Source organism: Pseudoalteromonas sp. 0303 (assembly GCF_013349995.1).
GTDB lineage: Bacteria > Pseudomonadota > Gammaproteobacteria > Enterobacterales > Alteromonadaceae > Pseudoalteromonas.
Window position 1 is genome coordinate 416,708 of the sequence record NZ_JABVXF010000001.1, and the last position, 14,590, is coordinate 431,297.

Consider the following 14,590-nt stretch of genomic DNA (forward strand, 5'->3'; position numbering starts at 1 on the left):
ATAGAAACTAAATAAAATTAGCTATTAGCCCTTTTGTTCAATCTTAGCCCATGAATCACGAAGACCCACAGTTTGATTGAATACTAATGTTTCTGCTTTGCTATCACGACAGAAGTAACCTGTACGCTCAAACTGGAAGCCCTGCTCTGCTTGTGCATTTGCAAGTGACGACTCAACTTTCGCATTTTCAAGAACCACAAGTGATTCAGGGTTTAGTGTTGCGTTAAAGTCTTCTGCTGCAGCTGGGTTTGGTACATTAAATAAACGGTCGTATAAACGAACTTCAGCTGTGATAGATTCACTTGCTGATACCCAGTGAATAACACCTTTAACCTTACGGCCATCACTTGGGTTTTTACCCAGAGTTTCAGGATCGTAAGAGCAGAAAATAGTCGTAATTTCGCCGTTTTCGTCTTTTTCAACGCGCTCAGCTTTAATTACATACGCACCACGTAAACGTACTTCTTTATCAAGAACTAAACGCTTAAACTTATTGTTTGCTTCTTCACGGAAGTCTTCACGCTCGATATAAAGTTCACGAGTGAAAGGTACGTCACGGCGACCCATCTCTTCTTTATTCGGGTGATTAGCAACAGATAAAGTCTCTACTTTATCTGCGTCATAGTTTTCGATAACAACCTTCACAGGATCAAGAACAGCCATTGCACGAGGTGCATGCTCATTTAGGTCTTCACGGATACAGGCTTCTAGCATACCCATTTCAACCATGTTCTCTTGTTTAGTGATACCGATACGAGAACAGAACTCACGTACTGATGCAGGTGTATAACCACGACGACGTAAACCAGCAATCGTTGGCATACGTGGGTCGTCCCAGCCTTCAACATGTCCATTTACCACTAAGTCGTTTAATTTACGCTTAGACATAATGGTGTACTCAAGATTTAATCGTGAGAACTCGATTTGTTGCGGATGACACTCAAGGCTGATGTTATCTAATACCCAATCGTATAAGCGACGGTTATCTTGGAACTCAAGCGTACATAATGAATGTGTAATACCTTCTAGCGCATCTGAAATACAGTGTGTGAAGTCGTACATTGGGTAAATGCACCACTTGTCACCTGTTTGGTGGTGATGAGCAAAACGAACACGGTAAATAATCGGATCACGCAGTACCATGAATGAACTTGCCATATCGATTTTAGCACGCAGTACACACTCACCTTCTTTGAATTCACCATTACGCATTTTTTCAAATAGCGCTAGGTTTTCTTCAACTGGCGTATCACGGTATGGGCTATTTTTACCTGGCTCTTTTAAAGTACCACGGTATTCACGGGCTTGATCTGGCGATAAGAAACACACATACGCTAGGCCTTTTTCGATAAGCTCAACAGCATAGCCGTATAAGGCATCGAAATAGTTAGATGAATACTTAATTTCACCATCCCACTGGAAACCTAACCACTGCACATCTTCTTTAATCGAGTTTACGTAGTTGATGTCTTCTTTTTCTGGATTCGTATCATCAAAACGTAAGTTACAAAGACCTTGATAATCTTGGGCGATACCAAAATTTAAACAAATAGACTTTGCATGACCAATGTGTAAAAAACCGTTTGGTTCTGGTGGAAAACGCGTGTGTGTAGTCGCATGCTTACCGCTTGCTAGATCTTCGTCGATACGCGTTCTAATAAAGTTACTTGGGCGATTCTCAATTTCCGCCATAGGAGCATAATCCTCTGAATATTGCATGGTGACAAAACTAATGCATTATTACAAAAACAAACCCTAACATACAGTGGTTGCATCATGTTTATTGAAGATATTACGTCGATTGTTAAATACATAGTTCACAGACTCGACAAAATCGGTAAAAAAATTGTTCTAACGCAATAAAATGATCATTGACTAGCGATATAGTGCCGTCAGTTTCACTACCAATAAGGAAAAAAGATGGCTTCGCTCAATCAACATCGAGTCTATATTCCAAGCTCAGCACGTGCAAACCAGTATGTGTTAGTTGAATTTAAACCTACTGATGAGTTTTTTGCCCAGTTTACTAATGTGAGCTGTGCTTATAAGCGTCTTGCAAGGGAGTTATTTGCACTATGTGATGAGTATGAATTACATAATGTACACCTAATCGCCAACGATAAACTGCCAGTGGTACGTTACCATGATGAGGCATATAGCTTAGAAACCGCTAAGCAAATTTTGTTTTTCTATAACCCACAATACCATGAAGCACATAATGTATTTGCTGATGGTGAGCAAAAATGCAAAAAAATTCGTTTATTATTCTTAGCGACAGGTGAAGATATTCGCGCTCATGCGGCTAGTTTTCATCATAATGTGCAAAGAGTGATCAACTCACTACAAGAAAAACTACTAAGCGGCCAACCACCTCTTAAAATTCGTGACCACCAACATCTAACTTATGATTTATTTGCTAAAGCAAAAGGTCACAAAGAAAGCTATGGCTATAAATTACGTAGCTTATATCCACGTTACCAGTCTCGCCAATGTCATTTACCAAATGAACACAGTGAGATGACATACGCTGGATTTTCGATTCCAGTAACTCGCGCCATTAAAACGCAATTTCAGCATATGTTGAACGAAGAGAATTATATGCAGTTTTATCAATATATCTTTGATGCGTTCAAACGAGCATGTGATAAACGCGGATTAACACTCGGCGCTTTTATCGCTAACGGTACCCGCCCTATTGTTCGTAATAGCAATATTGATAACGCACAAAGTAACAGCGAACTTCAAAAGCTGACCTTTGATTGCAGCTCTGAGCAGGTGCAATTACAACAGTATTGGGATGCAGATCAACTTGTAGATTCGCTACATTTTGTGATTGCCGCAGCTGATAAAGACAAGCATGACATTGGTTATGGTAAGTTTATGAATCAAGTGCAAAGTGCGATAAATGAAGTTACCGACGAGCTGGCATTTAATCCAACTCGCCAAGATTTTCGCGTGCGTTTTTATCAGCACATTAACTATCAATATTAAGAGTATAAGAGGTGATGCGCATGCGTCACCTCTTATTTCCGAGCTTAGTTAAATCTAGACGCAATACTTTAGAGCGGCGTTCATGGTTATAAAGCGCTTTTTTCTTCGCAGGTAGTTCATCAACTGTCACTATTTCAAAGCTTTGCTCTAAAAACCAGTGAATGCTGCGTGTAGTGAGTGCAAATAAATGCGAATAACCCGCACGTTTAGCCTTATTAATAATAAACCTCAGTAGATAACTGCCGCGATCGGCATCTCGGTACTGAGGGTGAACAGCCAAACTTGCAAACTCCCCCACTTGTTCATCTGCAAACGGATACAAAGCCGCACACGCTATAATAAGACCATCACGCTCAATAACCGTAAATTGTTCAATTTCGATTTCTAGCTGTTCACGAGAACGGCGCACCAAATAGCCTTGCTGTTCAAGGGGTCTTATAAGGTTAATGATTCCGGTAATATCAGCAATACTTGCACTTCGTAATTGCTCAGAGCTTTGTGGTGCGATTTGTGTACCAATACCATCTAAAGAGAACAGCTCTTGTAATAAGGCGCCATCTTCTTTGTAACTAACAAGATGGCAACGATGTACGCCACCTCGACAAGCATCAATTGCAGCTTGTAAGAATACGGTTGCGCTTACACATGAGTCAGGTTGCTTGCGATAGCTTGCTAATAGTTGCTCAGCTTCATTTGGCATTAGCTCTGCAATCGCCTCACCATTTTCATCCAAAATACCGGCTTCTTTACAAAAGCCAAGCATTTTATCGGCACGTAGTTTGAGAGCTACTTGCGTAGCAATTTCTTCAGCAGTTAAGTTAAAGCTTTCACCTGTAACAGAAGCCGCTATTGGCCCAAGCAGAACAATTCCGTTGTTATCTAACTGGTGGCGAATACCCGCAACATCGATACGTCTCACTCTACCTGAATGATGATAGTCAACACCTTCATCAACACCTAAAGGCTGAGCAATTACAAAGTTGCCACTCACCACATTTAAAAATGAGCCAGACATAGGTGTACTACTTAAAGACGTAGATAAACGCGCTGTTATATCGAACTGCATTGCACCCGCAACCTTCTTAATTACATCAAATGTTGCGTTATCAGTTACCCGTATCTCATTATGAAACTGACTAGTTATGCCAACTTGCTCAAGCGCTGCGTTAAACTGTGGGCGAGCACCAAACACTAAAACAATCTTAATACCAAGACTAGTTAATAGCGCGACATCGTTGATGATGCTGCGACAACCAGACTGATCGATCGCCTCTCCGCCAAGCATAACAACGAATGTTTTACCGCGGTGAGCATTAACGTATGGGGTTGACTGGCGAAATCCATCTACCAATTCTGTGGTACGCACGTAATATTTACCTTATTAAAGTCGAATGTTTTAATAAAAACAGATATACAAGCCACAAGTGTAGAGAATTTATATTCACAAATAAAGCATTATTATTCTTAATTTATGATTGGAATTTTCTTGTCGGGTAGAAGGATGTGATAGATACAAAAAAGGCCCGCAAAAGCGAGCCTTTTTTTAAGAGATTAGAACTGATTACCAGCCTGTTTTCTCTTTAAGTGCATTACCGATATCAGCTAATGAACGTACAGTTTTTACGCCAGCAGCTTCTAATGCAGCAAATTTCTCATCAGCAGTACCTTTACCGCCTGCGATGATTGCACCAGCGTGACCCATACGCTTACCTGGAGGTGCAGTAACACCCGCAATGTAAGAAACAACTGGTTTAGTCACGTTGTGCTTGATGTATTCTGCAGCTTCTTCTTCTGCAGTACCACCGATTTCACCGATCATAACGATAGCTTCAGTTTGCTCGTCTTTTTCGAACATTTCTAAAACGTCGATGAAGTTAGTGCCAGGGATAGGGTCACCACCGATACCAACACATGTTGATTGGCCGAAACCAGCGTCAGTAGTTTGCTTAACCGCTTCGTAAGTAAGAGTACCAGAACGTGATACGATACCTACTTTACCAGGCTTGTGGATGTGACCAGGCATGATACCGATCTTAGTTTCACCCGGAGTGATAACACCTGGGCAGTTAGGACCGATCATACGAACACCAGTTTGATCAAGCTTAACTTTAACGTCAACCATGTCTAGTGTTGGGATACCTTCAGTGATACAAACGATTAGCTCGATGCCAGCATCGATAGCTTCTAAGATTGCATCTTTACAGAAAGGTGCTGGTACGTAGATAACTGATGCAGTTGCGCCAGTTGCTTCAACAGCGTCACGTACTGTGTTGAATACTGGAAGACCAAGGTGCGTTTGACCGCCTTTACCTGGGCTTACACCACCAACCATTTGTGTACCATACTCAAGCGCTTGCTCAGAGTGGAAAGTACCTTGGCCACCTGTGAAACCTTGACAGATAACTTTTGTATCTTTATTGATTAATACAGACATTATTTGCCCTCCGCAGCAGCAACAACTTTTTCAGCTGCGTCTGTTAGTGATTCAGCAGCGATGATGTTAAGGTCAGAACTAGCTAGTACTTCACGACCAAGTTCAGCGTTAGTACCTTCTAAACGTACTACTACAGGAACGTTAACACCTACTTCTTTAACTGCGCCGATGATACCTTCTGCGATCATGTCACAACGTACGATACCACCAAAGATGTTAACTAAAACAGCTTTAACGTTGTCGTCAGATAAGATGATCTTGAATGCTTCAGATACACGCTCTTTAGTTGCACCGCCACCAACATCTAGGAAGTTAGCTGGCTTGCCACCGTGTAGGTTTACGATGTCCATAGTACCCATTGCTAGGCCTGCACCGTTAACCATACAACCAACGTTACCGTCTAGTGCAACGTAGTTAAGCTCGAAGCTTGCAGCGTGAGCTTCACGCGCATCTTCTTGTGAAGGATCGTGCATTTCACGGATTTTAGGTTGACGGTAAAGCGCGTTACCATCTACACCGATTTTACCGTCTAGACAGTGAAGGTTACCTTCGTCTGTGATTACTAGCGGGTTGATTTCTAATAGAGCGAAATCGAAATCGTTGAACATGTTAGCAAGACCCATGAAGATCTTAACGAACTGTTTCATTTGAGTAGGGTTTAAACCTAGTTTGAAGCCTAACTCACGAGCTTGGTAAGCTTGAGGACCAACTAGTGGATCGATCTCAGCTTTGTGAATTAGTTCTGGAGTTTCTTCTGCAACTTGCTCGATTTCAACACCACCTTCAGTAGATGCCATGAAAACAACTTTACGAGAAGCACGATCTACTACAGCGCCAAGGTATAATTCGTTAGCGATGTCAGTGCAGCTTTCAACAAGAATTTTTGATACTGGCTGACCATTTTCGTCTGTTTGGTAAGTAACTAAGTTTTTACCTAACCAGTTCGCAGCGAACTCTTTAACTTCGTCAGTTGTTTTAACTAGCTTAACACCGCCAGCTTTACCACGGCCACCTGCGTGAACCTGTGTTTTAACAACCCACATATCACCGCCGATTTTCTCAGCAGCTGCTGCAGCTTCTTCAGGTGTATCGCAAGCGAAACCTTGAGAAACTGGTAAACCATATTCGGCAAAAAGTTGTTTTGCCTGATACTCATGCAAATTCATGATGCTTTATCCAATTTTTTATACTAAAAGAGCTGAATATTTATGCAAAATAAACAGCTATCCCAAATTGCGCACTTAGTATAAATCCCAAGGCTCCACATGAAAACCCCAGTTAGACCAAAGGCGCAAAAAAAAAGCTGTGAACGAGGTTCACAGCTTAGTTTTCATACAACCAGATTAAACATCTAGTAGTAAACGAGTCGGATCTTCAAGTAACTCTTTAATTGTTACTAAGAAACCTACTGATTCTTTACCATCGATTTGGCGGTGATCATAAGATAACGCTAAGTACATCATTGGTAAGATTTCAACTTTACCATTTACAGCCATAGGACGCTCTTGGATTTTGTGCATACCTAAAATTGAAGACTGTGGTAAGTTGATGATTGGTGTAGATAGTAATGAACCGAAGACACCACCGTTAGTGATAGTGAAGTTACCACCTGTCATATCATCAAGTGATAATTTACCGTCACGACCTTTAAGCGCTAGCTCACGGATACCTTTTTCGATTTCAGCAACAGATAGCTTGTCACAGTCTTTAAGAACTGGAGTAACAAGACCACGTGGTGTAGAAACCGCGATGCTGATGTCGAAGTAGTTGTGATAAACAATATCATCACCGTCGATAGACGCATTTACTTCAGGGAAACGCTTAAGTGCTTCAGTAACTGCTTTCACGTAGAAAGACATGAAGCCTAAACGGATACCGTGACGCTTTTCGAATACTTCTTGGTACTGCTTACGAAGGTCCATGATTGGCTTCATGTTAACTTCGTTGAAAGTCGTTAACATTGCAGTTGAGTTTTTCGCTTCAAGAAGACGATTAGCGATTGTTTTACGTAAACGAGTCATAGGAACACGTTTTTGTGTACGGTCACCCATAGGTGCTGCTGGCGCTGATGCTTCTGCTTTAGGCGCTGCTGCCGGTGCTTTTAAGAATGTATCAACATCTTCTTTAGTTACACGGCCATTTTTGCCAGTACCTTTAATTTTTGATGCATCAAGGCCTTTCTCAGCGATTAAACGACGAACTGACGGCGTTAACACGTCAGAGCTGTCATTTGATTCGCTTGCTGGTGCTGCTTCAGCTTTAGGAGCTGCTGCTGCCGGTGCTGCACCCGCTTTAACTGTACCAATTACTTGCTCACCAAGTACTGTTTCGCCTTCAGCGTGAATGTGCTCACCCATGATACCGTCTTCTTGAGCAACAACTTCAAGAACAACTTTATCAGTTTCGATGTCAACAAGGTTTTGGTCGCGTGTTACCGCTTCACCTGGTTGAACGTGCCAAGTAGCAATAGTCGCGTCTGCGACTGATTCTGGAAGTACAGGTACTTTAATGTCCACTTCTTTACCTTCTGATGCTGGTGCTGATTGCGCCGCTGGCGCGTCTTCTGATTTAGCTGGTGCTGATTCGTCACTTGCTGGTGCAGCATCTGCATCACCAAGTAATGCAATTACTTGTTCGCCAAGTACCGTTGCACCTTCTTCTTGTGAAATTTCAGTGATTACACCGTCATTTGGTGCAACAACTTCTAAAACAACTTTATCTGTTTCGATATCTACTAAGTTTTGGTCGCGGCTTACTTTGTCGCCAACACTTACGTGCCATGTTGCAACAGTAGCATCAGCAACCGACTCAGGAAGTACAGGAACTTTAATTTCTGTGCTCATTGCTTATCCTTTCTTTTCAATAGTAAGCGCATCTGCAACGAGCGCTTGTTGTTCTTTATTATGCACTGACATGTAACCACACGCTGGTGATGCTGATGCTTTACGACCTGCGTAAGTTAATTTAGCACCGGCTGGGATTGCATCAACAAAGTGGTGTTGAGAACAATACCATGCACCTTGGTTTTGTGGCTCTTCTTGACACCAAACAAAATCTTTAACGTGTTGGTAACGCTGCATGATTGTATCCATCTCAGCGTGTGGGAATGGATATAATTGTTCTACACGAACAATAGCAATGTTATTTAATTCTTGCTTACGACGCTCTTGTAGTAGCTCGTAGTAAACTTTACCGCTACAGAATACAACGCGTTCTACTTTATCTGCAGCAATATCATCGATTTCATCGATCATATTGTGGAATACACCTTCAGATAACTCTTCAAGTGTAGATGTTGCCAACGGGTGACGAAGTAGCGACTTAGGCGTCATAACAATCAATGGACGACGAAGTGGACGTACTGATTGACGACGAAGCATTGCATAAACTTGCGCAGGTGTTGAAGGAACACATACTTGCATGTTGTGATCAGCACACAACTGTAAGAAACGCTCTAAACGTGCCGAGCTATGCTCAGGACCTTGACCTTCATAACCGTGTGGAAGTAAACATGTAAGACCACATAAACGGCCCCACTTCTGCTCACCTGAACTTAAGAATTGGTCAAATACAACTTGTGCACCGTTAGCGAAGTCACCAAATTGTGCTTCCCACATTACAAGTGACGTAGGTTCAGCTGTTGCGTAACCATATTCAAATGCAAGTACCGCTTCTTCAGAAAGAACTGAGTCATACACTTCAAATGCACCTTGCTTTTCGCTGATATTTTGCAGCGGCAAGTATGTTGATGCATCTTTTTGGTTATGAACAACAGCATGACGGTGGAAGAATGTACCACGGCCTGAATCTTGACCGGTTAAACGGATATCTGTACCTGCATCAACAAGGGTTGCATAAGCAAGTGTTTCAGCCATACCCCAGTCAAGTGGTTTTTCACCTGTCGCCATTAGCTTACGGTCGTCGTAGATTTTCTTAACGCGCGACTGTGCTTTGTGGCTTTCTGGGAAGCTTGCTACTTTTTCGCCAAGCTCTTTTAACTTCTCAACCGATACTGTTGCATCGTACTCAACATCCCAATCGTGACCAACAAACTTAGCCCAATCAGAAGAGTGCGATGTTTCTAGTTGAATTTCTTCAACAACACAGTTGCCTTTGTCTAAACCGTTACGGTAATCATCAGCAAGTGCTTTTACTTCATTTTCTGAGAATGAACCTTCAGCAACTAATTGGTCTGCGTAAATTAGACGAGGTACTGGATGCTTTTTGATTTTTTGGTACATAAGTGGTTGAGTCGCGTTCGGCTCATCCGCTTCGTTATGACCATGACGGCGATAACATACTAAATCAATCACTACATCACGTTTAAACTGGTTTCTGAAATCAAGTGCGATTTGAGTAACAAATGCAACCGCTTCAGGATCGTCAGAATTAACGTGGAAAATTGGTGCCTGAACCATTTTCGCAATATCAGTACAGTATGGTGTAGAACGTACATCAGACTGTTTAGACGTTGTAAAACCAACTTGGTTATTAACAACGATACGGATACTACCACCACAACTAAATGCATTAGTTTGCGATAAGTTAAATGTTTCTTGTACAACACCTTGACCTGCGATTGCAGAGTCACCGTGAATAGTAATTGGTAATGCTTTAATACCTGACTTATCACCTAGACGGTCTAGACGAGCACGTACCGAACCCATAACCACTGGGTTAACGATTTCTAAGTGAGACGGGTTAAATGCAAGTGCCATGTGCACGTTGCCACCGTTAGTTGCAAAGTCAGATGAATAACCCATGTGATATTTAACATCACCTGAGCCTAATGTGTCTTTGTGTTTACCAGCGAACTCATCGAATAATTCTGATGGGTTTTTACCTAAAACGTTCACTAGTACGTTCAAGCGACCGCGGTGAGCCATACCAATAACAGCTTCTTTTTGTCCGCTTTCACCTGCACGATGAATTAGTTCTTTAAGCATTGGTACTAATGCGTCACCACCTTCAAGTGAGAAACGTTTTGCACCAGGGAACTTAGCCCCTAAATATTTTTCAAGGCCATCTGCAGCTGTTAACCCTTTAAGGATACGTAGCTTTTCTTCTTTAGAGAACGTTGGACGTGATTGCACTGATTCTAAACGTTGTTGTAACCAACGCTTTTCTTCAGTTGAAGTGATGTGCATATACTCAGCACCAACCGACCCACAATAAGTCGTTTTGAGTGCTTGATATAGCTCACCTAATGGCATGGTTTCGCGACCGACAGCAAACGAACCCACATTGAATTCACGGTCAAAATCAGCTTCAGATAAATCGTGGTACTCTAATTCTAGATCACGAACACGTTCGCGTTGCCAAATACCTAATGGATCTAGGTTGGCATTTTGGTGACCACGGAAACGGAAAGCATTAATAAGTTGTAGCACCTTGACCTGTTTAGGATCGCCAGAGCCACCCTCTGCTACCACTACTTCTCTATGCTTGTTTTTAGCAAGCTGTGCAAATTGTGAACGAACTTCTGAATGTTTAACGTCAACATCCACACCATCAACTTTTGGTAATTGTTCGAACACTTCTCGCCATTCTTCTGGCACAGAAGTCGCATCATCTAAGTACGCTTCATAAAGCTCTTCTACGTAAGCAACGTTACCGCCGTTTAAGTGAGAAGATTCTAGCCATGCCTTCATCACACCTTCGTGCATTTATAAGCCCTTTTCTTTAGCGCAGAAATTAATTGTTGTAAAAACAAGGTGGTTAATCACTTAACCACCTTACATATTCAAGCTTTAAACAGCGCGGTTTAAAAGCATTGATTTGATTTGTCCAATTGCTTTGGTCGGGTTAAGACCTTTTGGACACACGCTAACACAGTTCATGATACTGTGACAACGGAACACGCTGAACGCATCGTCAAGGTCAGCAAGACGCTCTTCAGTAGCTGTATCGCGGCTATCAGCCAAGAAACGATACGCATGAAGAAGACCCGCAGGACCGATGAACTTGTCTGGATTCCACCAGAACGAAGGACACGATGTTGAACAACATGCACATAAGATACACTCATATAAGCCATCTAACTTATCACGTTCTTCGATTGACTGAAGACGCTCACCCGCCGCAGGCGTGTCGTTGATTAGGTAAGGCTTAACTTTTTCGTATTGAGTGTAGAACTGACTCATGTCAATAACAAGGTCACGTACCACAGGTAAACCTGGTAAAGGACGAATTACGATTTTACCTTTGCCACCTTTTAGTAGCGTTGATAAAGGAGTAATACACGCTAAACCGTTTTTACCATTCATGTTGATACCGTCTGAACCACACACACCTTCACGGCATGAACGACGGAATGATAATGTTGGATCTTGCTCTTTTAATTGCATAAGCGCATCCAATACCATCATATCTTGGCCTTCTTGCGTTTCTAGCGAGAAGTCCTGCATACGTGGTGCATTATCAACATCTGGATTGTAACGATAAACCGAAAATTGTACTTGTGCCATCGTCTCGCTCCTAGTATGTACGTGCTTTAGGTGGGAAAGCTTCACGCAGTTTCGGCGCGTAGTTTACTTCACGTTTTGTCATTTCATCTGTAACTGGGTTATAGATAGAGTGACATAGCCAGTTATCGTCATCACGATCTGGGAAGTCAAAACGAGAGTGTGCACCACGGCTTTCTGTACGGAAGTTTGCAGCTACTGCTGTTGAGTATGCTGTTTCCATCAAGTTATCAAGCTCTAGACATTCGATACGTGCAGTGTTGAACTCAGTCGACTTGTCGTCAAGACGAGCGTACTGAAGACGTTCACGAATTTCTTTAAGCTCTTTAAGACCTGTTGCCATTGCATCACCTTCACGGAATACCGAGAAGTTAAGTTGCATACACATTTGTAGGTCTTTCTTGATTTGTACTGGGTCTTCACCTTGGCCAGCTTTAGAGTTTTCCCAACGGTTAAAGCGTGCAAGTGATGCTTCAAGATCTGAATCAGACGCATCTTTACCTGCTTCAACACCGTTAAGGTACTTACCTAAGAAGTTACCAGCTGCGCGGCCGAATACAACTAAGTCAAGTAGTGAGTTACCACCTAGGCGGTTAGCACCGTGTACAGATACACATGCAATCTCACCAACAGCGAATAAACCTTCAACTACTTTCTCTTGGCCGTTTGCATCAATTTGTAATGCTTGACCATTTACGTTAGTTGGAACACCACCCATCATGTAGTGACATGTTGGGATAACTGGAATTGGTTCTTTAGCTGGATCAACGTGTGCGAATGTTTTCGCAAGGTCACATACGCCTGGAAGACGTAAGTTAAGTGTTTCTTCACCTAAGTGGTCAAGCTTAAGCTTGATGTGAGGACCGTAAGGACCATCGCAACCACGACCTTCACGGATCTCAGTCATCATTGAACGAGCAACAACGTCACGAGACGCTAAGTCTTTTGCATTTGGTGCGTAACGTTCCATGAAGCGTTCGCCGTCTTTATTAAGAAGGTAACCACCTTCACCACGACAACCTTCAGTTACAAGTACACCGGCACCGGCGATACCTGTTGGGTGGAACTGCCACATTTCCATATCTTGCATTGCAACACCAGCACGTGTAGCCATACCAACACCGTCACCAGTATTGATGTGTGCATTCGTTGTCGATGCGTAGATACGGCCTGCACCACCTGTTGCTAAAACAACAGCTTTTGATTTGAAGTAAACAACTTCGCCAGACTCGATGTCGATTGCTGTACAACCAACAACGTGACCGTCGCTGTTTTTAACTAAATCTAGTGCGTACCACTCAGAGAATACGTTAGTTTTGTTTTTAACGTTCTGTTGGTATAAACAGTGTAATAGCGCGTGACCAGTACGGTCAGCTGCTGCTGCAGTACGTGCAGCCTGTTCACCACCAAAGTTTTTCGACTGACCGCCGAAAGGACGTTGGTAAACACGGCCATTTTCAAAACGAGAAAATGGTAAACCCATGTTTTCTAATTCAGTAATAGCTTCTGGGCCTGTTTTACACATATATTCGATAGCGTCTTGGTCACCGATGAAATCGGAACCTTTAACAGTATCGTACATGTGCCATTCCCAGTTATCTTCATGTGAGTTACCCAGAGCAACCGTAATACCACCCTGTGCAGACACAGTGTGAGAACGTGTAGGGAAAACTTTTGAGATAAGTGCACAGGTTTTGCCTGATTCAGTGATAGCTAGTGCTGCGCGCATACCCGCACCACCTGCACCAATCACTACAGCGTCAAATTCACGAACAGAATAATTCACTTAAACACCCCATAAAACGATTAGACCAATTGCTACGTAAGCAACAGCCATAAGGTTTAATACAAAGCCTAAAACAGCACGTAATTTAGCGCATTTAACATAGTCAGTAAGAACTTGCCAAAGGCCGATACGGGTGTGAACCATAATGCAAACTAGGGTAATTAAGGTAAACCCTTTCATTGCTAGGTTAGAGAATAGGCCTTGCCAGGCTTCGAAAGTGACTTCTGGCGTACATAAAAAATAGCCGATAATAAAAATCGCGTAAGCGCTGATTATTAATGCTGTTGCACGTAGTGATACGAAATCTTGTACACCATCACGTTTAAGAGTTGCTTGATTTAAAACCATATCCACACTCCTGCTAGAATTGCAGCTACAACACCTAAAGCTAATGCAACTTTAGCGCTGAAGTTACCTGATTCAAGTTCTTCCCAGTGACCCATGTCCATAATGATATGACGGATACCACCGATTAAGTGATACGCCAATACAGAAATGGTGCCCCATGCTATGAATTTGGCAATGAATCCGCTGAACAGACCCTTGACGAATTCAAAACCTTCTGCAGAAGAAAGAGACTCAGACCAAGCCCAAATGACAAAAGTTAAAGCAAAAAATAATGCAACACCGGTGACGCGGTGAAAAATTGATGCTTTAGCCGTTGCCGGCATAGATATAGTTGTTAGATCTAGATTTACAGGTCTTTGCTTTTTCACAGTTACTTGCCCATCTTGCCCACTAAGGAGCTCATCTACTTGTTTTTCTAAAACCCATCAAAATGAATTTCGATGGAACTATCTAAGTAAACCGTGTTGATACACAAAAAGTTCACACTTATGCAAAACTCAAATGTAAAAATAAAGTTTACCTACAGACAATACGGTATAAAACCTTGGATAGTATATATAGCCAAAG

The 14,590-nt window shown here is 42.3% G+C and carries 11 protein-coding genes; 1 reads left to right on the top strand and 10 read right to left on the bottom strand.

What is annotated here, in order from left to right; genetic code table 11:
* Positions 1–24: 24 nt before the first annotated feature.
* The gene (gene glnS, locus HUS62_RS01945; protein WP_175078372.1) at positions 25–1,692 is read right to left on the bottom strand and encodes a glutamine--tRNA ligase; all 1,668 of its coding nucleotides are present in this window, start codon (positions 1,690–1,692) and stop codon (positions 25–27) included.
* Between the two features lie 228 nt (positions 1,693–1,920).
* On the opposite strand from glnS, the gene HUS62_RS01950 reads away from it, so the two are divergent.
* On the top strand, positions 1,921–2,991 hold the full coding sequence (locus HUS62_RS01950; protein ID WP_175078373.1) for a DUF3083 family protein: 1,071 nt from the start codon (positions 1,921–1,923) through the stop codon (positions 2,989–2,991).
* A 25-nt stretch (positions 2,992–3,016) separates the two neighbouring features.
* Here HUS62_RS01950 and argA read toward each other — a convergent pair whose 3' ends face one another.
* The 9 genes from argA to sdhC form a co-directional block, all read right to left on the bottom strand.
* Positions 3,017–4,357 (bottom strand): amino-acid N-acetyltransferase, encoded by a 1,341-nt coding sequence (argA, locus tag HUS62_RS01955; RefSeq protein ID WP_175078374.1) that lies wholly within the window; start codon positions 4,355–4,357, stop codon positions 3,017–3,019.
* A 195-nt stretch (positions 4,358–4,552) separates the two neighbouring features.
* Positions 4,553–5,425, bottom strand: a complete 873-nt coding sequence (sucD, locus tag HUS62_RS01960) for a succinate--CoA ligase subunit alpha (RefSeq protein WP_062569011.1) — start codon at positions 5,423–5,425, stop codon at positions 4,553–4,555.
* Positions 5,425–6,591 carry an ADP-forming succinate--CoA ligase subunit beta gene (sucC, locus tag HUS62_RS01965; RefSeq protein ID WP_054561566.1) on the bottom strand — a complete coding sequence of 389 codons (1,167 nt, stop codon included), beginning with the start codon at positions 6,589–6,591 and terminating at the stop codon, positions 5,425–5,427. Before sucC ends, sucD begins: the two co-directional genes overlap by 1 nt.
* Positions 6,592–6,768: 177 nt before the next feature.
* A complete protein-coding gene (gene odhB / locus HUS62_RS01970) occupies positions 6,769–8,268 on the bottom strand; it encodes a 2-oxoglutarate dehydrogenase complex dihydrolipoyllysine-residue succinyltransferase (RefSeq protein WP_175078375.1) in 1,500 nt (499 codons plus the stop codon).
* A gap of 3 nt (positions 8,269–8,271) precedes the next feature.
* The gene (locus HUS62_RS01975) at positions 8,272–11,091 is read right to left on the bottom strand and encodes a 2-oxoglutarate dehydrogenase E1 component (protein WP_175078376.1); all 2,820 of its coding nucleotides are present in this window, start codon (positions 11,089–11,091) and stop codon (positions 8,272–8,274) included.
* An 84-nt stretch (positions 11,092–11,175) separates the two neighbouring features.
* Positions 11,176–11,892 carry a succinate dehydrogenase iron-sulfur subunit gene (locus HUS62_RS01980; protein WP_054551369.1) on the bottom strand — a complete coding sequence of 239 codons (717 nt, stop codon included), beginning with the start codon at positions 11,890–11,892 and terminating at the stop codon, positions 11,176–11,178.
* Between the two features lie 10 nt (positions 11,893–11,902).
* Positions 11,903–13,675 carry a succinate dehydrogenase flavoprotein subunit gene (gene sdhA / locus HUS62_RS01985; protein WP_054561569.1) on the bottom strand — a complete coding sequence of 591 codons (1,773 nt, stop codon included), beginning with the start codon at positions 13,673–13,675 and terminating at the stop codon, positions 11,903–11,905.
* Positions 13,676–14,023, bottom strand: a complete 348-nt coding sequence (gene sdhD, locus HUS62_RS01990; RefSeq protein ID WP_054551371.1) for a succinate dehydrogenase, hydrophobic membrane anchor protein — start codon at positions 14,021–14,023, stop codon at positions 13,676–13,678.
* Positions 14,014–14,391 (bottom strand): succinate dehydrogenase, cytochrome b556 subunit, encoded by a 378-nt coding sequence (gene sdhC, locus HUS62_RS01995; RefSeq protein WP_082401567.1) that lies wholly within the window; start codon positions 14,389–14,391, stop codon positions 14,014–14,016. Before sdhC ends, sdhD begins: the two co-directional genes overlap by 10 nt.
* Positions 14,392–14,590 lie beyond the last annotated feature (199 nt).

Bases quoted from the DNA above. Each gene is read 5' to 3' on its own strand.
- sucC (WP_054561566.1), bottom strand. From the start codon at position 6,591: ATGAATTTGCATGAGTATCAGGCAAAACAACTTTTTGCCGAATATGGT.
- HUS62_RS01950 (WP_175078373.1), top strand. From the start codon at position 1,921: ATGGCTTCGCTCAATCAACATCGAGTCTATATTCCAAGCTCAGCACGT.
- HUS62_RS01980 (WP_054551369.1), bottom strand. From the start codon at position 11,892: ATGGCACAAGTACAATTTTCGGTTTATCGTTACAATCCAGATGTTGAT.
- sucD (WP_062569011.1), bottom strand. From the start codon at position 5,425: ATGTCTGTATTAATCAATAAAGATACAAAAGTTATCTGTCAAGGTTTC.
- glnS (WP_175078372.1), bottom strand. From the start codon at position 1,692: ATGGCGGAAATTGAGAATCGCCCAAGTAACTTTATTAGAACGCGTATC.
- odhB (WP_175078375.1), bottom strand. From the start codon at position 8,268: ATGAGCACAGAAATTAAAGTTCCTGTACTTCCTGAGTCGGTTGCTGAT.
- HUS62_RS01975 (WP_175078376.1), bottom strand. From the start codon at position 11,091: ATGCACGAAGGTGTGATGAAGGCATGGCTAGAATCTTCTCACTTAAAC.
- sdhD (WP_054551371.1), bottom strand. From the start codon at position 14,023: ATGGTTTTAAATCAAGCAACTCTTAAACGTGATGGTGTACAAGATTTC.